The sequence below is a fragment of the Embleya sp. AB8 genome, from assembly GCF_049739465.1.
Classification (GTDB): domain Bacteria; phylum Actinomycetota; class Actinomycetes; order Streptomycetales; family Streptomycetaceae; genus Embleya.
Genome location: NZ_JBMHHY010000011.1, coordinates 99,287 through 123,042 on the forward strand (window position 1 = coordinate 99,287; position 23,756 = coordinate 123,042).

A 23,756-nucleotide genomic window follows, 5' to 3' on the forward strand; every position below is an offset into this window, starting at 1 on the left:
GCCCGTACCGTTCAGGAAATTGCTTCTCCGAATTCTTCTCAAGGACAGGCGGCCATGGATCAGATCGTCCTCGGAAATGTCACCGTCACGCGCATCCGGGAATTCTACGGCCCGGTGGGGATTACCCCCGAAGCCTTCGTGCCGGAAAGCCCGAAGGAGGTGTGGGAAGCCGGTGAATCCTGGCTGTCGCCGCATTTCCTGGATTACGAGACCAATATCGTGCATTCCGCGGTCCAGACCTGGTTGTTGCGCAGCGAGGGCAAGACCATCCTGATCGACACCGGGGTCGGCAACCACAAGGAACGCCCGTACGCGCAGGTCTGGAGCCGGCTCGACACCGATTTCCTGGCCAACCTGGCCCGGGCCGGGGTCCGCCCGGAGGACGTGGACATCGTGGTCAACACGCATCTCCACGTCGACCACGTCGGCTGGAACACCCGCTTGGACGGGCGGAATTGGGTGCCCACCTTTCCCAATGCCACCTATCTCATGGCGAAGGCCGACTTCGATTTCTGGAATCCCGCGAACGGCCACCCGTCGGTGTTCGGTCGCGGTAATCAGAACGTCTTCGAGGACAGCGTGGCCCCGGTACACGAGGCCGGCCAAACCTTGTTGTGGGAGGACAGCCACCACATCGACGCGGACCTGCGCCTGGACGCCGCGCCCGGGCACACCCCCGGCTCCAGTGTGCTGACCCTCACGTCCGGAACGGATCGGGCGGTGTTCGTCGGCGACATGTTGCACAGCCCGGTACAGATCCTCGAACCGGACGCCAACAGCTGCTTCTGCGAGGATCCGGCGGCCTCCCGGGCCACCCGGCGGAAGGTGTTGGGCTGGGCGGCCGACCACAACGCCCTGCTGGTTCCCGCGCACCTGGGCGGCCACGCCGCGGCCGAAGTGGGGCGCGAGGGAGGCAAGTTCGCGATCAAGGGCTGGGCGCCGTTCACCCCGTTCACCCCGGACGCCTCGGATGCCTCGGATGCCTCGGATGCCTCGGGTACTCCGGACACCTCCCGTACCCCGGACACCTCCTCCGCCGCCGCCGACCAGGGCTGAGGCCCGCCGAAAGGTATGACCGTGACGACGGACCAGCACCACCCCGACCCCATCGTGACCACCGCGCAGGGGGCGGTCCGCGGCCTGCGCCGGGGTGGTATCGAGGTGTATCGGAACATCCCGTACGCGGCGCCGCCCCTCGGCGCGGGCCGATTCGCGGCGCCGCGGCCGCACGCGCCCTGGGCCGGCGTACGCGACGGCACCGAGCCGGGGCCCAACGCGCCGCAGGGCGAGCGCCGGCTGGGCAGCATGGACATGTCGCCGTACTTCGGCGCCGGGTGGAGTCGCGGGGACGACTATCTGACCGTCGACGTCCGCACGCCCGAGGCGGCGGCCGGCGGCCGGCCCGTGATGGTGTTCGTGCACGGCGGCGGGTTCGTCGCCGGTTCGACGCGGTCCACGCTGTACGACGGGTCCGCCTTCGCGCGGGACGGCGTGGTGCTGGTCACCGTGAACTATCGGCTCGGCATCGCGGGGTTCCTGGACATCCCGGGCGCGCCGGCCAACCGCGGCCTGCTCGACGTCGTCGCCGCGCTGCGCTGGGTGCGGGCGAACATCGGTGCGTTCGGCGGTGATCCGGACAACGTCACGCTGTTCGGGCAGTCGGCCGGGGCGACGATCGTGGGCGGCGTGTTGGCAACTGCCGAGGCGGGCGGGTTGTTTCGGCGGGCGATCGTGCAAAGTGGCAGCGGCCTGGGGGCGTTCACGACCGCACAGGCCGCGCGGGTGACCAGGGCGGCGGCCGAGGAGCTGGGCGTCACGCCCGATCTCGACGGCTTCGCGGGGGTCTCCGACGAGCGCCTGGTGGAGACCGCCGCGCGGTTGGGCGGCATCGAGCTGCGTACCGCGACGCATCGTGACCCGCTGATCGGGCTGAGCCCGTTCGGCCTGGTGCTCGACACGCAGCCCGCCGAAGCCGTCGCGGGCGGCCTCGGGGCGGACGTCGACCTGCTGATCGGGACCAACACCGAGGAGGGCAACCTGTACCTGGCCCCGGTTGGCCAATACGCCACGTCGACCGCCGGGGACGTGGACGCGGCGGCGGCGCGGGCGCACCCGGATCCGGGGCGGCTCGTCGAGACGTATCGCAAGGCGCGGCCCGAGGCGTCGTTCGGCGAGTTGCGGTCGGCGGTGATGGGTGACGCGTTGTTCGGGGCGGGCACCTGGGCGCTGGCGGGCGCGCATGCCGCGCATCGCGAATCGGCCACGTTCGCCTACGAGTTCGCGTGGCGCTCGGGCGCCTTGGACGGTGAGCTGGGGGCCGCGCACGCGGTGGAGGTGCCGTTCGTCTTCGACCTCGTACGACTGCCCGGGCTGCGCGGCCCCAACGCGCTCCTGGGCCCGACCGAACCGCCCGCCGACCTCGCCGCGCGGATGCACGAGACGTGGATCCGGTTCGCCGGGACCGGGGATCCGGGGTGGCGGCCGTACGACGACCGGCGCCGGACCACGATGCGGATCGACGCCGAGTGGACGGAGGTCGACGACCCGCGCGGCGAGGAACGCCGGGCCTGGGCCTGACGCGGGCCGCGTGCGGTCGTGGCAGTCGGCTCTCTGGTGGGGCGGCGGGCTGGTGGGTTACGGACTGGTGGGTTACGGGCCGGGGGGTTTCGGGCCGGCTGGTTGCGGACTCAGTGGGTTGCCGGGGGAGTGGTCGCCGAGAGTGGTGAGCAACTTGCGGAGGAGTCCGGCGAGTTGCTCCCGCTCGTCGCCGCTCAGCTTGGCGAGGAGCCTGGCCTCCAGGTCGACGTGGTCGACGACGACGCCGTCGATCAGCTCTCGGCCGCGGTCGTTCAGCGTGATGAGCACGCTGCGCCGGTTGAGCGGGTCGACCTCGCGGGTCACCAACTCCCGGGCGACGAGCCGGTCGATCCGGTTGGTGATCGCGCCGGAGGTCACCATCGCCGACTCGACCAGCTGCTTCGCGGTGAGCTGATAGGGGTGCCCGGACCGGCGCAGCGTCCCGAGGATGTCGAACTCCCACAGCTGTAGGTCGTGCGTGGCGAACTGGTCGCGCAGCTCACGTTCGAGCAGTCGGCAGGCGCGTTGGATCCGGGCCACCACGCCCATCGGCGAGGGGTCGATGTCGGGTCGCTCCCGCCGCCACTGGTCCATCCGCCAGTCGACGTTGTCCGCCACGTTCGCCACGTTCGCTACGTCCGCCTCGTCCGCCACGGGTCCGTCGCCTCCAGAGCATCGCAGAACATCTCAACGTGAAACTGTTTGACGTTGATCCTAACAGGTGACTACATTCACCAACGTTGAACAGTTCAACGTTAAGGAGTTCTGATGACGCAGGCCCTGAGCCGGTCGCGGGCGGGCAGCGGTACCGCCCCGCCCGGCGGCACCCTGGGACTGACCGCGCTGACCGCGACCGCGCCGATCAGTTGGGGCACCACATACCTGGTCACCACCGAGTTCCTCCCGGCCGGCTACCCGCTGGTGTCCGGGGTGATCCGCGCACTGCCGGCGGGGCTGATCCTGCTCGCCGTCACGCGCAAGCTGCCGCACGGCGAGTGGCTGTGGCGCTCGTTGGTGCTCGGCACGCTCAACATCGGCGCGCTGTTCGCGCTGCTCTTCGTCGCCGCCTACCGCCTGCCGGGCGGCATCGCGGGGACCCTCACCGCCGTCCAGCCGCTGTTCGTCGTCGGCCTGGCGTTCCTGCTGCTGGGTGAGAAGCCCACCCGATGGCGGCTCGGCTGGGGGCTGGTCGGCGTGCTGGGCGTCGGATTGATCGTGCTGCGCGGCGGGCTGACCTTCGATCTGCTCGGCATCCTGGCCGGCATCGGCGCCGCCGGGGTGATGGCCGGCGGGATCGTACTGACCAAACGTTGGGGACGCCCGGCGGGCGTCGGCGCGGCGACCATCGCCGGCTGGCAACTCACCGCCGGCGGCCTGGTACTCGTCCCGCTCGCCCTCGTGTTCGAGGGACTCCCCTCCGGACTGGACCTGCGCGCCCTCGGCGGCTACGCGTGGTTGTCCGTGGTGGGCGCGCTGCTCTCCTTCCTGGTCTGGTTCAACGGCATCGGCAAACTGCCCGTGGTCGCCGTGTCGTTCCTGTCCCTGCTCTCGCCCGTGGTCGCCACCATCCTCGGCGGGCTGTTCCTCGGCGAATCCCTGACGCCATGGCAGGGCGTCGGCTTCGCCCTCGCGCTGGCCGCCGTCGCCGCCGCGCAACTGACCCCCGAGGTCGCCCGCAACCTGCTCCGCATCCCCGCCGGCACCACCAAGGGAGAATGACCAATGACCATGCCACGCACCGTACTGATCACCGGAGCCACCGGAACCGTCTCCACCGCACTGATGCACGCACTGCAAGGGGCCGACGTGCGCTTGCGCGCCCTGGTCCGCGACGAGTCCACCGCGGCCGGCCCGCGTGCCTACGGCGCCGAGGTCGTGGTCGGCGACCTCGACGACGCCCGGTCGCTGCCGGCCGCCTTCGCCGGCGTACAGGACGTGTGGCTGCTCACCCCCAACGGCCCACGCGCGCCCGAGCACAACATGAACGCGGTCTGGGCCGCCCGCCAGGCCGGCGCCGAGCGTATCGTGCGCCTGTCCGTCGTCGGCGCGGCACACGACGCGCCGAACCGCAGCGGCAGGCTGCATGCGCTCTCCGACCGCGAGACCGAACAATCCGGCCTGCGCTGGACGATCCTGCGTCCGCACTGGTTCATGCAGAACCTGCTGAACGAGGCCGGCGACATCGCCGCCGGCGACACGTTCTCCCTCAACCTGGCCTCGGCCCGGATCGGCATGATCGACGCCCGCGACATCGCCGAATGCGCCGCCCGCGTACTCCTGGACACCCCCGACCACCACCACGGCCGCACCTACACCCTCACCGGCCCACGCGCGGTGACCTTCGACGAGGTGGCCGAGCGGATGAGCCGCGCCCTCGGCAGACCCATCACCTACGTGCCGGTCGACGACGAAGCCAAACGCAACACCCTGCTCGGCTACGGCGTCCCGGCCTGGATCGTCGACATGCTCGAGGAATACGCCCGGGCCTACGCCGCCGGCTGGAGCAACAACCTGACCACCGAAACGGCCGCCGAACTCCTCGGCCGCCCGCCGCGCGACATAGGCGACTTCGCCCGCGACCACGCCGCCGCGTTCAGGTCCGGTTGACCCTGTCCCCGGGGGAAGCCACACCATCGGAGGGAACCGGGCCGAGGGCCCGGCGTGAGGAGGAACGGGCATGGGGACGATGACCATCGGGGAGTTCGCGAGAGCATCCCGACTGTCGCCGAAAGCGTTGCGCCTCTACGACGAACTCGGGCTGTTGCGGCCCGTCCGCGTCGACCCGACGACCGGCTACCGGTACTACGACCCGGCGCAACTGGAACGAGCCCGACTCGTGGCCTGGTTGCGCCGGATCGGCATGCCGCTCGCCCACATCCGGGACGTGTGCGAGCTGGATGGGCCGGCGGCAGCGCAGAAGGTCCGCACGTTCTGGGCTCGACTCGAGGCAGACACCGCGACCCGACGGGACCTGGCCGCCTTCCTCGTCGACCACCTCTGCCGAAAGGACACCACCATGACCGACACCGGCACGCCCCTGGCCATCCGCTACGCCGCGCTGTCCGACACCGGGCTGGTCCAGGAGAGCAACCAGGACGCGGTCTACGCCGGTTCCCACCTGCTCGCCGTGGCGGACGGTTTCGGAACGGCCGGCGCGTCCGCCGGCGCCGCCGCCATCGACACGCTGAAGCGTCTCGACACGGACGGCATCCCGGCGGGCAATCTCCTCAACATCCTCGAGGACACGATCCGGCAGGCCGATCGAGCGGTACGCGACATCGCCGGCGCCGAACCCTCGCCACACGAAGTCGGCACGACGCTCACCGCGATGGTGTGGACCGGATCCCGACTGGCTCTCGTGCACATCGGCGACTCGCGGGCCTACCTCCTGCGCGACGGCGAGCTCTTCCGGATCACCCACGACCACACTTTCGTGCAGTCGATGCTCGACGAAGGACGCATCACCCCGGAGGAAGCCACGACCCACCCCCAACGATCGTTGCTGCTGCGCGCGTTGGTCGGCGGTGCCGGTGCCGATGTCGCTCCGGACATCCGTCTGCACGACGTTCGAAGCGGAGACCGCTACCTGCTGTGCTCCGACGGCCTGTCCACGGTCGTACCGACCGACACCATGTGCCAGGCGATGTCCAGCACCCCCGACCCCGAATACGCGGTCCGCCGCCTCGTGACGCTGGCCAACCGCGCCGGCGGCCCGGACAACATCACCTGCGTGGTCGCCGACGTGACGGAGCAACGGCAGTAGGCGCGAGAGCAGGGCCGTAGCGTGCCTGGGCAGACACCGGGTTCGCCGACGTCAATGCGATGTTGCGGATCCTGTTCAGCCGACTCGGCCGGCCGCACATCGGGTCGCCCAACGCGTACTCGTTCAATGTCCCCTCGGTGCACGCGAGTGGTGCGATCACCGTCGAGGGGTTGCGCAAGGGTGGCACGGTCACCGGGCGGCGCTTCGACGACCGGGCGGCCGTGAAGGAGCAGGAGCAGGTGCGGACGGCCGATGGGGTGTTGCAGATCCGGGGGGGTGACCACGCACAATCTGCGGGACGTCGACGTGGATGTCCCGCTCGGGGTGCTCGTGGTGGTGACCGGGGTGGCCGGCTCGGGCAAGAGTTCACTCGTACACGGGTCGCTGGTCAACGGTTCAGGGGCTGTGGGCGTGGGCGTGGGCGTCGTGTCGGTCGACCAGGGTGCGATCCGCGGGTCGCGGCGGAGCAATCCGGCGACGTATACCGGGCTGCTCGAGCCGATTCGCAAGGCGTTCGCGAAGGCCAACGGGGTGAAGCCGGCGCTGTTCAGTGCCAACTCCGCGGGCGCCTGCCCCAATCGCCGGCCGCACACACCATCCTCGGCCGGCTCGCCGATGTCGGGCTCGGCTAGCTGAGCCTGGGCCGGCCGCTCACCACCCTGTCCGGCGGTGAGCGGCAGCGGCTCAAGTTGGCCACCCACATGGCCGAGAAGGGCGGTGTCTACGTTCTCGACGAGCCGACCGCCGGCCTCCACCTCGCCGACGTCGAACAGTTGCTCGGCCTGTTCGACCGGCTCGTGGACGCCGGCAAGTCGGTCATCGTCGTCGAACACCATCAGGCGGTCATGGCGCATGCCGACTGGATCATCGACCTCGGACCCGGCGCCGGGCACGACGGCGGCCGGATCGTCTTCGAGGGCACCCCCGCCGACCTGGGCGCCGCCCGTGCCACGCTCACCGGGGAGCATCTGGCGGCCTACGTCGGGGCTTGAACCGGACCGGAGCCGGACCCGAGCCGGACCCGAGCCGGACCCGAACCAGGCTCGAACTCCCCTGCCGGGCCTGCCCGTTACCCGTCGGTGCCGTCGCCGGGGACGGCGTCGGCGGCCTTGGTGTGCCAGTTGGTCACGATCGGCTTGTCGACGGTGACGTCCGCGACGGTGAGCGAGGCCGGGTTCGGGTCGCTCCGGCCGACGCCGACACCCATCGACGTGAAGTGTGTACCGCTCTCGTTGTTGGTGGTCTTCGGGTTGACGCCCGCGTAGATCGTGGCTCCGCCGGAGAGGGTGATCTGCTCGCCGGCGACCTGTTCGGCGTTGCTCGCCTGGATGCCCTTGGAGCCGAATGTGACGGTCGGCAGCGCGCCGGGCATCGCGCACGTGATGCCGGACTTGACGGTCGCGGCGATCAGGATGTAGCCGCCGGCCTGAGTCTGCAACGACGTCTTGAAGGTCAGGTCGGTGGCGCTGCACACCTGGCCGTAGCCCTTCTTGTCACCGCCGCTGTCGCCGCTGCCGCCGGTGCCCGAGGTGTTCGCATTGCCGCCGGTCTTCGCGGGCGCGGACGGCGCCTCGGCGGTCTGCTGCGGTGCGGCCGGCGGTGCCGTCTGCGTCGGGTCGGCGGCCGGGGCGGCCGGCGCCGCCGGTGCGATGCCGTTCGACGCGGTCTTGCCCGCCTTGTCGCCGTCGCCCGTCGAGAACTGGCATGCGGTGGAGGTTGCCCCGAGGCCGATCACCGCGATGGTGATCGCGATCCGGGCGCGGCGGGACGAGGTGGTGGGGATCGAACGCATGCTGTGTGTGTCTCCAACGACTTGTGGTGATGGTGGTGTTCTTGCCTGTGGGCTTGCCGAAACGGCGCGTCGGCGGAGCTCGTGGGGACATGGCGTACGCGCGGGCGCGGGCGCGGGCCGGTCGGGTTCAGCCGACCCCGCGGATCCGCCGCACCTCGCGGGCGTACCGGCGACGACCCACCACGCGCCACACCAGCCGGGCCGGGGCCGGGAGGCGGCCGAGGAACTCGGCGCGCTCGTCGGGGGAGGCGTCCTCCAGGATCGCGCCCAACGCGAGCAGCCGTCGGTTGCGCGGCGTCTCGGCCAGGCCGCGCTCACCGACCACGCGCCACTCGTCCGCGGTCAGGTGCCCGATCACCAGCGGCATCACCTGGCGCTCCTCCTCGTCCAGGTGGTCGCACAACATCCGGTGGTGCTCGTCCAGCGTCCGGGCCAGGTCGTCGCGCGTGGCCTCCGCCGGATCCGCCGACCAGCGGTCCATCAGCCGGGCGACCCGGTCCAGGCTCGCGTGCAACTCCGCGTGCTGGAGCTGCATCCGCAGTACCTGCTCGGCGTCGAGGTCGACCCGGGCCATCAGCAACGGCCAGATCAGCTCGTCCTCGCCGGCGTGATGCAGGTGTACGCCGAAGCTGTAGGTCGCCCAGGCCCCGGCCAACACGGCCGCGCGTCGACCGTCCCCCGGCCGGACCTCCCGCACCAACTCGGCCGTCAGGCGCGACTCGCGGCGAAAGATCCGGTGGATCATCACCATTTCTCGGGTGTAGGGGTGGGCGGCGACGACATCTGCATCTGCATCTGCATTGGTGCTCGAACTCATGTCACCGAGTCTGCGAACCCCGCTCGCAACACACTTGCAGTCGACTTGCAAGGGGCCGGAGGCGAAGGGGCCGGAGGTGGCGGTGTCGTTGCCGGCGACCCGCTCAGCGGCGGCAGTCCGAGCGCGGGCGTTCCAGGGTGAAGGTGTCCACCGGGGTCAGGTCGCCGTGCGGGCCGTCGAAGGTGTAGTAGGTGACGTGCATGCGGGTGCGGCCGCCGCGTGGGTCGCCGGGGTCGACGTCGAAGGCGGCGAAGCCGTGGGTGTTGTGGCGGTCCTGGACGGCGGCCCAGGGGGCGTTCTCGGTGACCCAGATCGGGGTGCGGTGCCCGGGCGGGGCCAGGTTCGAGTCCCTGCGGAGGTCGACGATGACTCGGCCCAGGGGTTGCTCGAACAGGTCGTCCTGGGACGTGGCGAAGTTGCCGCCGCCGCCGATGATCATGTGCACGGTGCCCGCGCCCGTGTCGATCGGATCGGTGCGGGTCGAGACCGGGATCGGGGTGCGGGTGTCGTTGGGGAGCGTGCCGCGAACCGGGTGCGAGCGCTCGTAGTGGTGCTCGTGGCCGCTGACCACCAGATCCACCCCGTACGTGTCGAACAGCGGCCCCCAGGCCGCGCGTACGCCCAGGTCGCTGCCGCTGCCCGACTTGGCGCTGGAGATCATCGGCTGGTGCATGCACACCACGATCCAGTCGATCCCACGATCCCCCCGCGCCGCGCGCAACTCCCGTGCCAGCCAGCGGCGTTGCCCGTCGCCCGAGTAGCCGCGGACATAGGTGTCACCGGCGTCCTGGATCGCCACGTCGTCGTTGGCCAGACTGATGAAGCGGACCGCGCCGACGGTGAAGGCGTACCACAATCCCCGCGTTTCGGGGTCGGCGGAGGCGGCGGACTCGGGCAGGGTGAAGTAGGTCTGGTAGCCGGACGTGCCGATGGGGCCGTTGTCCTTCTCGTTCTCGTGGTTGCCCGCGCATGGCATCCACGGGCGCAGGCGCGCCGAACGGCTGTTGTTGATGAACCAGTCCGCCCACGTCGCGACCCGACTCTGCCCGTACGCGCCGCCGACCGCCGCGTAGCACAGGTCCCCGTTGACAAGATTGAACAGCGGACCCACCCGCTCCACCGCCGCCACGATGTCGGCCGAGGCGGCGGTGCCGATCTGACTGCTGGTGTACAGCGGGAATCGGCCGGTCGGCGACGGAACCCCGTCCGGCAGCTTGATCGCCCGCCGGAGATTGGGGGTCGCCTGGTCGCCGAAACTGGTGAACGTGAAGGCGGCGCGACCACGCGGCGCGGTCGTGAACGACCCCGTCTCCGGCGTCGCGCCGTCGTGGCCGGCCGTGTACAGGTAGGTGGTCGCCGGCCGCAGTCCGCCGAGCCGGGCGTGATGGACGTAGACCTCCTCCTTCGACAGCCCGTCCCGATAGGTGCGCGTCTCGGCGTCCACGACTCGGCCGAGATCGCCGTCCGGGGAGCCGAGCCGGACCTGGGGACGCCGCACGGACTGCGGGGTGAGCCACGACACGGTCATCTCGCTCGCCGGGTCCGTACCGAATTGCAGATGCAGCCCGGTCACACTCGGCGCCCCGAGCCGATGCGGCCTCGACAGCAGCAGCGGGCTCGCCGCCGGCGTCGCCGCGGCGGACGCGGTGCCGGGGCGGGCGACCACCAGGGCGGCGCCCGCCGCGGTGGAACCCTTGAGTACGGACCTGCGCGCGATCGCCATCGAACTCCCTTTCGCCACACGGGATATCGGTCGGTCGCGCGCACGGTATCGAGGAAGGGCCGCCGCACACGACCCCCAGCCGGGTCGAAACGAGACCCGGGGATCGGTACGGCAGGCCCTACCGCTCGCGATCAGCCCAGGTAGGGGGCGAGGTTGTGGGCCAGTACGGACTTGGGGGCGGCGCCGGTCCAGGACTGTACGGGCGCGCCGTCGGCGTAGACCACGAAGGCCGGGATCGAGGTGATCCGGTGGCGGATGGCCAACTCCGGTTCCTCGTCGACGTGGACCTTGACCACATCCAGGGTGTCGGCGTGCTCGGCGGCCAGTTGTTCCACGATCGGGGTGACCCTGATGCACGGTCCGCACCACGGCGCCCAGAACTGGATCAGCACGGGTTTCGTGGCCTGGAGTACGCGGGTGGGGAAGGTGCGCTCGGTGACGCTGTCGACCGAGCCTGCGGAGGAGTGGGGCATGGTGGCTTGTCCTTGGGAGATGGGAGTTGGGGGAGGGGTTGCTACGCGGATTCGGGGTGGGCCGGGATCAGGCGTGGTACGGGCCGTGCTGCCGGGTCGGCGGCGCGGTACTCCTCGACGGCACGTTCGACGTCCTCCTCGAGCAGGTCGTGGTTGAGCGCGATCGCGGCGGCGGAACCCATGCCCGCGGCGGTCACCACCTGGGCACGCGGGTCGACGACGTTGCCGGCCGCCCAGACGCCGAACACGTCGGTACGCCCGGCGCGATCGGTGACCACCCGTCCGTCGGCGTCCCGCGCGCAGCCCAGATCGCCGAGCAGCCGGTCGTTCGGCACCAGGTGCGGGAACACGAACACCGCCGCGCGCGGCACCACATGGCCCTCGACCAACTCGACCGCGCGCAACCTGTCGTCGTCCACGACCAGGTGCTTGACCGGGCCGTCGGCGATCCGCACCCCACGCGCGGCGAGCCGTTCGCGGTCGGCCGAGGCCAGGTCGAGCTCGTGCGGGAAGAAGACGACGTCGTCCGACCATTGGCGCAACAGCAGGGCGTGGTGCACGGCGCCCGGGTGCGTACCGAGCACCCCGAGCGGCCGGTCGCGGACCTCGTGGGCGTGGCAGTACGGGCAGTGCAGCACATCGCGCCCCCACCGCTCCCGCACGCCCGGGATCTCGGGCAACTCGTCGCGCAACCCGGTGGTCACCAGCAGGCGCCGAGCCCGCAACACCGGGCCGCCGACCAGGCGGACGAAGAAACCCGAGTCCACGTGCTCCACCCGGCCGTCGACGAACACCGCCCCGTACTCGGCCGCCTCGGCCCGGCCCACCGCCAGCAGGGCCGCCGGAGACATCCCGTCCCGGGACAGGAAACCCCGCACGTGTGCGGCCGGCGCGTTGCGCGGCCGGCCGTCGTCCACCACCGCCACCCGACGCCGGGCCCGACCCAGGACCACCGCGGCATTGAGCCCGGCGGCTCCGGCACCGATCACGACCACGTCGTATACGTGGTCGCCGGCGGGGGCCACGGTGTCGTTCGTATCCAAGTCGTGCACATCGCTCATTGCGATCACCTCCGCCCGCAGCCTGCGATCCGCGATGCGGAGCCGGCAACGTTTGTTGCCGTTTCCGGGATGCGTGCGGTGAAATGGTGGTCATGGAGTCCTCACCCGACATCACCCGAACCCTCGCCGAGGTCGGCCCCCGCCTCAAGCGGGTGCGCACCGAACGCGGCGTCACCCTCGCCGCCCTCGCCGAGGCGACCGGGATCTCCAAGAGCACCCTGTCCCGCCTGGAATCGGGCGGACGCCGCCCCAGCCTGGAACTCCTGCTGCCCATCGCCCAGGCCCACCAGGTCCCGCTCGACGAACTCATCGGCGCACCCGAGATCGGCGACCCCCGCGTGCGGCTCACCCCCAGGCGGGTCAACGGCGGCACGGTGCTGCCGCTGACCCGCTACCCGGGCCCGCTCCAGGCCTTCAAACAGATCGTCCCCGCGGCCAAGAGCACCCCGCAGACCTGCACCCACGAGGGCTACGAATGGCTCTACGTGCTGGCCGGCCGCCTGCGGCTGATCCTCGGCGAACACGGCCCCGACCAACACCACGGCCACGACCTGATCCTGACCGCTGGCGAGGCCGCGGAGTTCGACACCCGCATCCCGCACTGGTTCGGCAGCACGGGCGAGGGCCCCGTCGAAATCCTCAGCCTCTTCGGCCGCCAGGGCGAACGTATCCACATCCGCGCCAGACCCAACACCCGCACGGACGCCGACCGCACGGACTGAGGCCCGCGACCCGTGTCGGCGCGAGCCGCATCGGCGTACCACCGTGCCCGGGACCGGGTCATTCCGGCGCGCCGTGGTGGTGCAGGCACCACCATCCGCGCACCCGCCCGGGCGAGTGCGGGGACGCCCGTGCGCGGGATGGGCCGCGCCCGGTGGCGAAATCTAGATTCGAGAGGACCGACGGGCCCGCCGCCCGTCACCCCTCGGACTCGACGACGCGATGCCCGGAGTACGCGTGAACCACCACCCCAATCCCACACCCCACCTCGACCACCCGAACCCCGGCACCGCCCGGCACGCCGTCGCGCTGAACGCGGTCACCAAGACCTACCCCACCCCCGGCGGCGGCGCCGTCACCGCACTGCACGAGACCAGCATCGGCTTCGGCACCGGCACCTTCACCGCCGTGATGGGCCCCTCCGGATCCGGCAAGAGCACCCTGCTGCACTGCGCGGCCGGCCTGGACCGCCCCACCTCCGGCTCGATTCGGATCGGCGACGTCGAGGTCGGCGCCCTCGACGAAGCCGCCGCCACCGCACTGCGCCGCGAGCGGGTCGGCTTCGTCTTCCAGGCGTACAACCTGATCCCGGCGCTGAACGTGGCCGACAACATCACCCTGCCGCTGCGCCTGGGCGCCGCGCCGATCGACCCGGCGTGGGTACGCGAGGTGGCCGCCCGGGTCGGCCTGACCGGACGCCTGGACGCCCGACCCGCGCACCTGTCCGGCGGCCAACAACAGCGCGTCGCGATCGCCCGCGCACTGATCACCCGGCCCGACGTGGTCTTCGCCGACGAGCCCACCGGCGCGCTCGACCTGCACACCGGCCGGCAAGTACTCGCCCTGCTGCGGGAGGTCGTCGACACACACGGCCAGACCGTGGTGATGGTCACCCACGACGCCGCGGCGGCGACCTACGCGAGCCGCGTGGTGTTCCTGGCCGACGGCCGGGTCACCGGTGAGGCGTTCGGCCCGTCGGCGCAGGAGATCGCCGAGCGGATGAACCGACTCGGGGAGGGACGCGCGTGTGGTACCTGATCCGCCGCACCCTGCGCGCCCACACCGGCGGCCTGGTCGCGCCGTTCGTCGCACTGCTCGGCGCGTGTGCGCTGATCACCGCGTTCGGGATCGTGCTCGGCTCCGGCCTTGCCGCCGGCGTCGCGCCGCAGCGGTACGCCGGGACGAGCGCGGTCGTCGGCGCGAAGACCGACATCGACATCCGGGACATCCCCGGCGGCGGCAAGACCCGAACCAAACCGACCACCGAGGAAGCGGGCGTGCCGGCGGCGCTCGTCGACCGCATCGGATCCGTACCCGGGGTCCGGGCGGTGGTCGCCGACCGGGCGTTCGCGACGACCGTCGTCGGCCCGGACGGCGTCCTGGCCTCCGATCGGGACGGGCGGCCCGCGTTCGGCCACGGCTGGTCCTCGGCGGCGCTGACGCCGTTCACGATCGGGGTCGGCCGGGCCCCCACCGGGGCCGACGAGGTGGCGGTCGACGCCGAATTCGCCCGCCGGGCCCGACTGCAACCGGGCGACACGATCCGGGTCGCGACATCCGTGAGCGACGCGCCGTACCGCCTCGTGGGCATCGTGCACCCCGCCGCGACCGCGGAACTCCCGCGCGAGGCGGCCCTGTTCTTCACCGACGCGCAGGCCGAGCGGCTGAGCCCGACACCCGGCCGGGTCAAGGCGATCGGCGTCGTCGCGGACGGCGGCAAGGCCGCTTCGGGCCTGGACACCCGACTGCGACGCGCGCTCGCCGGCACCGGTGCGGTCGTATACACCGGCGACGACCGGGGCCGGGTCGAGTTCCCCGACGTCCGCCGGGCCCGCGGCGACCTCCAGGAACTCGCGGGCGCCCTCGGCGCCGCCGCCGTCCTGGTCGCCATCCTGGTCGTGGCCAGCACACTGGCGGCGAGCCTGCACGCCCGGCGCCGCGAATTCGCCCTGCTCCGGGCCGTGGCGGCCACCCCGCGCCAGATCGCCCGAATCGTCGCCGGCGAGACGCTCGTCGTATCGGCCCTCGCCGGCGCGCTCGGCGCACCGCTGGGCATCCCACTGGCGTTCGCGCTCAAGGCAGTACTCGGCTGGGTCGGCGTGATCCCGCAGGACTACGCGTTCACCGTCGGCCCACTGCCCCCGCTGGTCGCCTTCGCCGGCTGCCTGCTGCTGGCCCAGATCGCCGCGTGGTTCGGCCGCCGGGAGACCAACCGGGTCCGGCCGGTCGCGGCCCTGACCGCAGCGGCCGACGGGGAGGCCCGACTCGGCTACGGGCGAGCGGTACTCGGCGGCGCGCTCCTGGTCATCGGCGCGGCCGGGGCCGCACTGCCGCTGTTTCTCGACGGGATCCTGCCGGTCGCGATCGCCGGCACCGGCGGGCTGCTGATGGTGGTCGCCGCCGTGGTGCTCAGCCCGTCCATCGTGCGGGTCGCGGCCCGGCTGCTCGCCATTCCGCTGCGCCGGTTCCTCGGCGCGGAAGGTTACCTCGCGGCGGCCAACGCGCTGGCGGGCTCGCGCCGCCTCGCGACCGCGATCGGGCCGCTGTTCCTGGCGGTCGGCTTCTCCTGCGTGCAGATGTTCATCCCGGCGACGATGGCCGCCGGGGGAGGGCGCGACGTCGAGGCCGGGATCCGGGCCGACTACGCGATCACGGCCGGCGCCACGGGAGTTCCGGCGACGGCGATCGACCAGGTCGGGAAGGTCCCGGGCGTGCGTACGGTCACCCGGCTCACCACGACCCGGGTCTACGCCTCGGTCAAGCTCCTGGGCGACCCGCAGGTGTTCGACTACCCGGCCCTCGGCCTGGATCCCGCGCGGCTGACCGACACGATCGACCTGGGCACCCGCTCCGGTGACCTGGACCAGCTGACCCAGGACACGGTCGCGCTCGGCCGAACCGCCGCCGGCACACTGCGCGTCGGCGTCGGCGACCGGGTCCCGATCCGGCTCGGCGACGGTACGGCGATCCGCCCGCGTGTGGTCGCCGTGTACGACCGCGGCCTGGGCTTCGGGGACGTCGTGCTGCCGCACGACGTGGTCACCGCGCACACCACCGCCGGGAGCACCGAACGGGTCCTGGTCCGCACGGCGCCGGGCGCGAACGCCAAGACGGTACGCAAGGCGCTGGATCGCATCGCCGCCGCGCATGTCGACGTGCGGGTCACTTCCGGCGACCGGTACGGCGCGGCGAGCCGGGCGCACTTCACCCTCGCGCTGTTCACCGGCGCGCTGCCACTCGTCCTGGTCTTCGGCTATCTCGCGATCGCGGTCACCAACACCCTGGTGGACACGATCAACGGCCGGGTACGGGAGTTCGCGCTGCTGCGCCTGGTCGGCGCGACCCGCCGCCAGGTGTTGCGCATGGTGGCGGTGGAAACCGGGGTCGTGGTCGGCACGGCGATCGCCATCGGCACCCTCGTCCCCCTGCTGCCGCTGACCACGATCGCCTACGGCCTGACCGGCTCGGCGATCCCCGCGGCCCCGCCGCTCCTGTACCTGACCATCATCGGCACCGCCGCCACGATCGGCGTCGCCGCCCTGGTCATCCCCGCCCGAATCACCCTGCGCCACCGCCCGATCGACGCGATCAAGGCCCGCAGCTGACGGTCGCTCGGCGCACCGGTACCACCGATTCCACCGATCGATATTCACCCACGGATATCCACCCACCGAAGAAAGGCAAGTACCGATGAACGACCGCCCCGAATGGCAGCCCCCGAAGGAACGCCCGCTCTGGCCCTGGGTCGTCCTGGCCCTCGTCGTGGTGGCCGTCGCGATCAACGTGATGCTCACCGTGTGACGCCGGGACTCGGGCAACCCCCGCCGTGGCCGACCCGGCGGGGGTTGCCCGTCCGCTTCCAGGCCGATGGGTGTCGACCGGAGAGCTGAGAGCTGACGGTGGTCTCCTCGCGGTCTGGGTGCGCGACGGTGAGGTCGATGTTGAATCGGATGGTCAGTAGTCGATACGGTCGGATTTGGCCAGCCATGCGTCGAACGGTGCCGTACGGTTCGGCAGGTCCAGTCGGCCGACCGCCGTCGGCCACATCGACCTGGGCTTTTGCTCGAACAGGTCGTAGAACTTGCGGTCGTCGAAACCGGCCACCGCGGCATCGTGTCGATCGGCCGCGTAGACGATCCGGTCGACGCGTGCCCACAGCGCGGACGACAGGCACATCGGACACGGCTCGCACGAGGTGATCAGCACGCAGCCGTCGAGCGAGAAGGTGTCGAGTTCCTTGCAGGCGGCCCGCATCGCGCTCACCTCGGCGTGCGCCGTCGGGTCCAGGGTCGCGGTGACCCGGTTGTGCCCGATCGCGACGATCTCGCCGGCCTTGGCGACGAGTGCGCCGAAGGGACCGCCGCCGTTCGTCACGCTGTCCGTGGCCAACCTGATCGCCTGTTGCATCCAGGCGCGTTCGAGCTCCTGGAGGTTGTTCGTTTCTTGGGTGTTCGCGATCATGGGTTACTCCCCTTGGAGAGGGTTCGGAGACGACGCGGACGTCAAGTCGGGCCCACGGGCGCCGCCTTGGGGTCATCGCGGCTCTACGCCGCCGCAGATGTGTTCCGGTGAAACCGGGGTGTGGGTGAGGTTCAGACCCGTCGCGTTGCGGATCGCGTTCACGATCGCCGGGGTCGCGGAGATGGTGGGCGGTTCGCCGACGCCACGTACCCCGTACGGCGAGTTCGGGTCGGCCCGTTCGATCACGTCCACCACCATCGGCGGCATGTCCATGATGGTCGGAATCAGGTAGTCGGTGAACGACGGGTTGCGGATCCGGCCATCCTGTACCTGGATCTCCTCCATCACGGCAAGGCCGAGCCCCTGGGCGGAACCACCGTGGATCTGGCCGACGACGGCGTCCGGGTTGATCGCCTTGCCGACGTCCTGCACGCAGTCCAGCCGGACGACCTTGACCAGGCCCAACTCGGTGTCCACGTCCACCACCGCCCGGTGTGCGGAGAAGGCGTGTTGCACGTGCACCCGCGGGCTTTGTCCGTTCACCGGGTTCATTTCGTAGGTCCGCAGGTGGTGGTACTCCCTGGTCTCCTCGATCACGTCCTCGCCGAGTATGTCGACGAGATCGCCGAGCACACCGCCGGCCGCCGACACCACCTTGCCGCCGGCGAGCGACAGATCCGCGGGGTTCTCGCCGAACCGCCGGGCGGCCAGGTCGAAGAGCACCTCGCGGACGGCCGCACACGCGTTCCGGACCGCACCGCCGGTGATGTAGGTCTGTCGGGATGCCGAACTCGACCCCGCGTCACCGACGTTGGTGTCGTTCGGGTGGATGTTCACCCGCGCCACGCCGAGTTCGCTGCGGGCGATCTGCTGCTGCACGGTGACCAGGCCCTGCCCGACCTCGGCCGCCGCGGTGTGCACCATCGCCACCGGTTCGCCGCCGATGACCTGTAGCCGCACCCGCGCCGTGGAGTAGTCGTCGGCGCCTTCCGCGTAGGAGATGTTCTTGATGATCACGCTGTAGCCGACGCCCCGCACCACCCCCTCGCCGTGCGTGGTGTTGGACAGACCACCCGGCAGGCCCCGGATGTCCGGTGGTTCGGCCCGATCCGCTGGGGGCAACGGGATGCCTTCGAGCCGTTCCAACAGCTCGTCGACCGGCGCGGGATAGTCCAGCACCTGCCCGGTGGGCATGGTCGAGCCCTCGGCGATGGCGTTGAGCCGGCGCAGCCGCACCGGGTCCATGTCCAACGCCCGGGCGAGTTTGTCCATCTGCAACTCGTAGGCGAACGCGGGCTGTACGGCGCCCAGGCCACGCATCGCGCCGCACGGCGGGTTGTTCGTGTACAGACCCCAACCCTCGATTCGGACGTTGGGTACCTGGTACGGCCCGACGCCCAACGACGTGGCGTTGCCGACCACGACCGGGGTCTTCGAGGCGTACGCGCCGCCGTCGAAGTACATCCTCGCCCGGACGTAGACGAGCTTGCCGTCCCTGGTCGCACCGTGCTCGTAGTACATCTTCGCCGGGTGCCGGTGTACGTGGCCGTGGAAGGACTCCTCGCGGTTGTAGACCATCTTCACCGGCCGGCCGGTGCGCAGCGCCAGCATGCAGGAGTGGATCTGCATGGACAGGTCCTCGCGGCCACCGAAGGCGCCGCCGACACCGGACATGGTGAAGCGCGCCTTCTCGACCGGGAGTCCGAGCGCCCGCGCCGTCTGCCGCTGGTCCACGTGCAGCCACTGGGTGGCGAGGTACAGGTCGACGCCACCGTCCTCGGCCGGGATGGCCAAGCCGGATTCCGGCCCGAGGAACGCCTGGTCCTGCATGCCCAGGGTGTACACGTCGGACACCACGACGTCGGCCCGGGCCTGCGGATCGCCCCGGATGATCGGTTGATGGCGCACCACGTTGCCCCCGGGGTGCAACCTGGGCAGCGTGTCGTCGTGCGCGGCCTGCTCCGGGTCGGTGATCGGGTCGAGCACCCGGTAGTCGACCACGATCCGCTCCAGCGCGCGCCGGGCCGTCTCCGGGTGATCGGCGGCGACGAGGGCGACCGGTTCGCCCTGGTAGCGCACGACGTCCTCGGCGAGCACCGGCGTATCGGCGATCTTGAGGCCGTAGATGTTCTCGCCGGGGACGTCCCGGTGGGTCAGCACGGAGTACACGCCGGGGTGCGCGAGGGCGGGGCCGATGTCGATCGAGGCGATGCGTGCGTAGGGGTGCGGGCTGCGCAGGGTCGCGCCCCAGAGCATGTCCTCGGCCCACAGGTCCGAGGAGTAGGCGTACTCCCCGCGTACCTTGAGCGTTCCGTCCGGGCGCAGCGGACTGTCGCCGATCCCGCCGGTGATCGACTCGTCGAGGTCCTGCGGGGTGCGGGCGGGGGAAGTCTGATTGGCCATCGGGAAGCCTCCACTGTCTGGACGGTCGGACGGAGTGGGTCGAATTCGCCTGCTCGGCAGGCGGTTTGCCGATGCTCCGCAACTCGTGGGAAGGGTTGATCCCGGATGTGCGCTCCAGCCGGTCGTGGTTGCCACCCGTGTGAGGAGTACACAGCCAACCGAGTGGGGTCGGTCAGGGGCGGAAGACATGAAAGCGTCGCCGGACCGGGACCATCTGTTCGTAGACTCTTACGAGGGCCGGTGCGCTGCGTTCGCACGGCACGGCACGGCACGGCATGGCATGGGCCTGGCCGCCGGTGCAGCTCGTCGACCGGGATCCGGCGAACCCCGATCGTTTCCGAATCCTGCACACCGGCTGAGCGAGCACGCCGCGCCGCCGGCCCGGTCGGTGAACCGGGCCGGCAAACGGTTGTTTTTGTGTTTCGGTTTTATGTTTCGGGTGGGTAACTTGCGAAGTGGGGCAATAAAAGGGTGGCTGGAAAAGGATGGGCGGGTCCGGGGGAGCGGATATGTGGAATTGTTGATCTGTGATCCACGTCACATTGACGTTTCTTTCCGGTCGGCGATTCACTTTCCTGGCGACGAGAATCGGACCTTCGGATTCCGTAGCGGTGGATTATCGCCCCGACCCGTTCGCAGTCACCAGGAGGTTGTCGTGACGAAGATCGTGAACGCGTTCACCAAGAGGTTCCGGACCGAGAAGACCGTGAAATCCGCGACCTGGCACGTCTGGTACAGCTGATCCACACACGTTCGGGCAACGGTTGATCGTCGAGCCGGCGCGGTGGCGTCGGCTCGACACCGTCCGGACCCGCGTCCGGTGGAGCCCGCCGTACCTCGGCCCCGCCGGGCGCGGGACGCACGTCATGTGGAGTCACGTGGAGGGCATCGATGAGTCGTTCCGATACGGCCGGACGCGCCCGGGTGACGATCTTCGCGCCGCAGATCGACGAACTCCTGCGCGATCGTCGCGACGGCGGCGCGCGGGTATTTCGGGTGGACGGCGATACCGTCGCGGTCGCCGATCCGCAACTGATCGACAAACTGCTCGGCAGCAGACCCGCCCATGAATTCGAGCGGCCGACTTTCAAGCCGCTGCACGGAAGGTCCATCGAACGATCCGAGGCGACCGAGGCGCTCCAGGCGGTCTCGCGGGACGTCCGGGCCGCATTGCGCGATCCGCTCCCCGATTCGGTCGACCTTTCCGGGAGTTGGCCGCGCGTCGGCCATGCCCGGCTTCGTGCGCTGCTATTCGGCGCGGATCCCCGGCGCCTTCGCCTGCTCACTCATCGTCGACTCGAATCGCCCCCCGCGCTGGTCCCGGCCGCGGTTCGGACGAGCGCGATATTCCCGGTCGGGCGCACTCCCCGCGCGGGGGTGTCCCACCTGGCGACGCTGACCGCCGCGTCGGCCGCCGCGGATCCCGCCAACCGGCGCCACGCGCTGGGCCTTTACCGACGGGTCGCGGCGCCGGTGTGCCTGGGCGCCTCGGCGCTGGTCGCCAATGCCCTGTGGCTCGGCTCGCCCTTCGACGCCGACGCGTCGAACCGGCACATCCTGCTCGAGACGCTGCGCCTGCTGCCCCCGTCGTGGAACATCATGCGCGTGGCATCCCCCGAATTCCCGACCCTGGACCGCCGGATCGGGCCGGGCGACGACGTGCTGGTGCTCCCGCTGCTCAGCCACCGCGACCCCGAACTGTGGCCCGCCCCGGCCGACTTCCACCCCGAGCGCTGGCACGACCTGGACCCGGACAACCACCCGGGCTACTTCCCCTTCGGGCACGCCACCGAACGCTGCCGCGGCCGACACCTGATCCTGCCCCTGGCCGAACACCTCCTCGACCGCATCCGCGCCGACTCCCTGGCGGTGAGCCCACACCAGACCACCACCACGATCCCGCTCGGCCCGCTCCTGACCGTCACCCGAATCCACATCACCCGAACCCGCCCGATCGGAGGGTGAGATCGGCCTGCCGGGAGTCCGGGGGGCATGGACAGGGCCGGGCGCCTCCCCGGATGGGGTGCGGCCCGGCCCTGGTCCGAGGGTGGTGCGGGTGGTCACCGACCCGGGTTTGGGTATATCGCGGGGGGTGGGTGTGTGCGCGTCAGATCTGGACGCAGGAGCGGCCGATCAGGTGGCCGTCGGCGGACCAGCCTTCGCCGCAGACCCAGACGCCCCAACTGAAGGACTCGTTGATGTTCGTCCTGAAGCTCGTCGCGGGACCGGGGCTCCGCCAATCCCTGCCCGCGACGAAGATGTGCAGGCTCGCCGGGCGGCCGTCGTTGGTCGACACCGTGGCGTCCTTGACGTTCCGGCCGTAGATGTCGGCCGCGAAGCAGATGGTGTCCCGGCAGTTGCTGCGGACGTCCGCGTGTGCCGGTGCGGCCGTCAGGGTGGACAGGGTGGTCGCGGCGGCCACTGCGACGGCCGCGGATGCGGCGCGCCGCAGGGTTGTGGTGAGCATCGGGATCCCTTCGCTCCTGGGGTGTGGACACCAGCATGTTCGGCGCCTCGCGGGTCGGCCGGCTGTTTCGGCTGTGCCTGAAACCGCCCGGTAACCAAGGCCGTTCGGGCTCCGTCGGGGTTCCCCTGAGGCTCCGTCAGGGGAGCGCCGGGGGTTGCTCAGGGTTGTTCCCGATAGCCGCCGGGGCGTCGGCCGAGGAGGGTGGTCGGGTCATCGACCGTCGCTTGCGTCGACCGCTCGACCGCTCGACCCCTCGACCGCTCATCGGAGAAGAATCGAATGAACTCGCTCGTCCGCCGCATCGCGACCCTGGGCCTGGTCGGCGGTGCCCTGCTGGCCCTCACCGCGGCCTCCGGCACGGCCGCCCCCGCCGCCCCCGCCTTCCCGGCACTGGACCCGGACGCCCTACAGGCCGCCATCGAGACCCAGGCCGGCGACGGCTCCGCCGGCGCGATCGCCCGGGTCGGCGAGCCCGGCCGGTTGTGGCAGGGCTCCACCGTCGACGCCAAGACCGGCCGGCAGATCCCGAAGAACGCCCACTTCCACGCCGGCAGCATCGCCAAGGCCTTCGAGACGACCGTCATCCTGCAACTGGTCGCCGAGGGCCGGCTCGACCTGGACCGGACCGTCCAGGACTACCTGCCGGGCCTGCTGCCCGACACCTTCCAACCGATCACCGTACGGCAGTTGATCAACTACACCAGCGGCCTCCCGGACGTCGACGAGGGCGCGCCCGCGCGCTCCGTCGACGAACGGATCGCCGACCGCTACCGATACCGCACCTTCGACCAGATCGTCGAGGGCACCCTGCGGCCGGCCGATCGCCCGTGGCCCGGACCGCACTTCGCCCCCGGCACCAGGCAGGAGTACAACTCGCTCGGCTTCCGGATCGGCGGCAAACTGATCGAGAAGACCACCGGACACTCGGTGAAGTACGAGGTCACCGACCGCATCCTGGACCCGCTGCGGCTGAACCAGACCTCGGTGCCCGAGGACGACCCGAGGATGCCGCGCCCCTACCTGCACGGCTATCTCACCGACGGCGAGGGCGAGTTGGTCGACGTCAGCGAGCAGGGCGGCGACCCGTCCAACATCATCTCCACCCCGGCCGACCTGGACCGCTTCATCACCGCCCTGTTCCGCGGCCGACTGCTGCCCGCCGCCCAACTGGAGGAGATGTTCACCCTGCCCCGGGACGCCGCCGGCAACGTCGTCCCCTACACCAACCCCGCCGGCTGCAACGTCACCGGCAAGCCCGGCCCGGCCTGCTACGCCGCCGGCCTGATGTCCACCCCGCTGCCCGACGGCCGGGTGTTGTGGGGCAAGAGCGGCCACGACGAGGGGTACGCGAGCGGCGTCTTCGCCACCCGCGACCTCTCCGTCCGCGGCGTCTTCTCGGTCTCCAACACCACCCTGGACTGGGGCCGACCCACCGCGATGTCCGGCCGCCTGCTCCAGGCCGTGCTCAACCCCTCGACCGCGCCGCACTGAGCGGCGGC

At 71.0% G+C, this 23,756-nt stretch carries 19 protein-coding genes and 1 pseudogene; 11 read left to right on the forward strand and 9 right to left on the reverse strand.

Annotation, left to right across the window (positions count from 1 at the left end):
* Nucleotides 1–54 precede the first annotated feature (54 nt).
* Both ABIA38_RS17405 and ABIA38_RS17410 read left to right on the forward strand, forming a co-directional pair.
* On the forward strand, nt 55–1,056 hold the full coding sequence (locus tag ABIA38_RS17405) for an MBL fold metallo-hydrolase (RefSeq protein WP_424639570.1): 1,002 nt from the start codon (nt 55–57) through the stop codon (nt 1,054–1,056).
* Nucleotides 1,057–1,077: 21 nt separating this feature from the next.
* Nucleotides 1,078–2,577, forward strand: a complete 1,500-nt coding sequence (locus tag ABIA38_RS17410; RefSeq protein WP_424639571.1) for a carboxylesterase/lipase family protein — start codon at nt 1,078–1,080, stop codon at nt 2,575–2,577.
* A 72-nt stretch (nt 2,578–2,649) separates the two neighbouring features.
* On the opposite strand, the gene ABIA38_RS17415 is transcribed toward ABIA38_RS17410, so the two are convergent.
* Nucleotides 2,650–3,231, reverse strand: a complete 582-nt coding sequence (locus ABIA38_RS17415) for a MarR family winged helix-turn-helix transcriptional regulator (RefSeq protein WP_424639572.1) — start codon at nt 3,229–3,231, stop codon at nt 2,650–2,652.
* Nucleotides 3,232–3,345: 114 nt separating this feature from the next.
* Here ABIA38_RS17415 and ABIA38_RS17420 point away from each other — a divergent pair, with 114 nt between their 5' ends.
* From ABIA38_RS17420 to ABIA38_RS17435, 4 genes and pseudogenes are all read left to right on the forward strand, one after another.
* Complete coding sequence (locus tag ABIA38_RS17420; RefSeq protein WP_424639573.1) at nt 3,346–4,296, forward strand: EamA family transporter; 951 nt, start codon at nt 3,346–3,348, stop codon at nt 4,294–4,296.
* 3 nt (nt 4,297–4,299) lie between these two features.
* Complete coding sequence (locus ABIA38_RS17425) at nt 4,300–5,184, forward strand: SDR family oxidoreductase (RefSeq protein WP_424639574.1); 885 nt, start codon at nt 4,300–4,302, stop codon at nt 5,182–5,184.
* A 70-nt stretch (nt 5,185–5,254) separates the two neighbouring features.
* On the forward strand, nt 5,255–6,340 hold the full coding sequence (locus ABIA38_RS17430; protein ID WP_424639575.1) for a MerR family transcriptional regulator: 1,086 nt from the start codon (nt 5,255–5,257) through the stop codon (nt 6,338–6,340).
* 158 nt (nt 6,341–6,498) lie between these two features.
* Nucleotides 6,499–7,332, forward strand: a pseudogene (locus tag ABIA38_RS17435) (ATP-binding cassette domain-containing protein); the annotation flags it as partial.
* Nucleotides 7,333–7,409: 77 nt separating this feature from the next.
* On the opposite strand, the gene ABIA38_RS17440 reads toward ABIA38_RS17435, so the two are convergent.
* From ABIA38_RS17440 to ABIA38_RS17460, 5 genes are all read right to left on the reverse strand, one after another.
* Nucleotides 7,410–8,132: a hypothetical protein gene (locus ABIA38_RS17440; RefSeq protein WP_424639576.1), complete on the reverse strand. Its 723-nt coding sequence runs from the start codon at nt 8,130–8,132 to the stop codon at nt 7,410–7,412.
* 127 nt (nt 8,133–8,259) lie between these two features.
* Entirely contained in the window at nt 8,260–8,949 is a 690-nt protein-coding gene (locus tag ABIA38_RS17445) for a hemerythrin domain-containing protein (RefSeq protein WP_424639577.1), read from the reverse strand.
* Nucleotides 8,950–9,052: 103 nt separating this feature from the next.
* Nucleotides 9,053–10,672 (reverse strand): purple acid phosphatase family protein, encoded by a 1,620-nt coding sequence (locus ABIA38_RS17450; protein ID WP_424639578.1) that lies wholly within the window; start codon nt 10,670–10,672, stop codon nt 9,053–9,055.
* A 131-nt stretch (nt 10,673–10,803) separates the two neighbouring features.
* On the reverse strand, nt 10,804–11,145 hold the full coding sequence (locus ABIA38_RS17455) for a thioredoxin family protein (RefSeq protein ID WP_424639579.1): 342 nt from the start codon (nt 11,143–11,145) through the stop codon (nt 10,804–10,806).
* Between the two features lie 41 nt (nt 11,146–11,186).
* Complete coding sequence (locus tag ABIA38_RS17460; RefSeq protein WP_424639580.1) at nt 11,187–12,206, reverse strand: NAD(P)/FAD-dependent oxidoreductase; 1,020 nt, start codon at nt 12,204–12,206, stop codon at nt 11,187–11,189.
* A 92-nt stretch (nt 12,207–12,298) separates the two neighbouring features.
* Between ABIA38_RS17460 and ABIA38_RS17465 the strand changes: the two genes are divergently transcribed.
* The 3 genes from ABIA38_RS17465 to ABIA38_RS17475 all read left to right on the forward strand — a co-directional run bounded on the left by ABIA38_RS17465 (nt 12,299) and on the right by ABIA38_RS17475 (nt 16,531).
* Nucleotides 12,299–12,928 (forward strand): helix-turn-helix domain-containing protein, encoded by a 630-nt coding sequence (locus tag ABIA38_RS17465; protein ID WP_424639581.1) that lies wholly within the window; start codon nt 12,299–12,301, stop codon nt 12,926–12,928.
* Between the two features lie 235 nt (nt 12,929–13,163).
* Entirely contained in the window at nt 13,164–13,964 is an 801-nt protein-coding gene (locus ABIA38_RS17470; protein WP_424639582.1) for an ABC transporter ATP-binding protein, read from the forward strand.
* Nucleotides 13,952–16,531, forward strand: a complete 2,580-nt coding sequence (locus tag ABIA38_RS17475; RefSeq protein WP_424639583.1) for an ABC transporter permease — start codon at nt 13,952–13,954, stop codon at nt 16,529–16,531. Before ABIA38_RS17470 ends, ABIA38_RS17475 begins: the two co-directional genes overlap by 13 nt.
* Before the next feature lie 349 nt (nt 16,532–16,880).
* Here ABIA38_RS17475 and ABIA38_RS17480 read toward each other — a convergent pair whose 3' ends face one another.
* Nucleotides 16,881–17,387, reverse strand: a complete 507-nt coding sequence (locus tag ABIA38_RS17480; RefSeq protein ID WP_424639584.1) for a nucleoside deaminase — start codon at nt 17,385–17,387, stop codon at nt 16,881–16,883.
* Nucleotides 17,388–17,459: 72 nt separating this feature from the next.
* Complete coding sequence (gene pucD / locus ABIA38_RS17485; RefSeq protein ID WP_424639585.1) at nt 17,460–19,790, reverse strand: xanthine dehydrogenase subunit D; 2,331 nt, start codon at nt 19,788–19,790, stop codon at nt 17,460–17,462.
* 891 nt (nt 19,791–20,681) lie between these two features.
* On the opposite strand from pucD, the gene ABIA38_RS17490 reads away from it, so the two are divergent.
* On the forward strand, nt 20,682–21,755 hold the full coding sequence (locus ABIA38_RS17490) for a cytochrome P450 (RefSeq protein WP_424639586.1): 1,074 nt from the start codon (nt 20,682–20,684) through the stop codon (nt 21,753–21,755).
* A 142-nt stretch (nt 21,756–21,897) separates the two neighbouring features.
* Here the strand turns inward: ABIA38_RS17490 and ABIA38_RS17495 are convergent, their stop codons facing one another.
* Entirely contained in the window at nt 21,898–22,257 is a 360-nt protein-coding gene (locus ABIA38_RS17495; protein ID WP_424639587.1) for a hypothetical protein, read from the reverse strand.
* Nucleotides 22,258–22,536: 279 nt separating this feature from the next.
* Between ABIA38_RS17495 and ABIA38_RS17500 the strand changes: the two genes are divergently transcribed.
* Nucleotides 22,537–23,748 (forward strand): serine hydrolase domain-containing protein, encoded by a 1,212-nt coding sequence (locus ABIA38_RS17500; protein WP_424639588.1) that lies wholly within the window; start codon nt 22,537–22,539, stop codon nt 23,746–23,748.
* Nucleotides 23,749–23,756 lie beyond the last annotated feature (8 nt).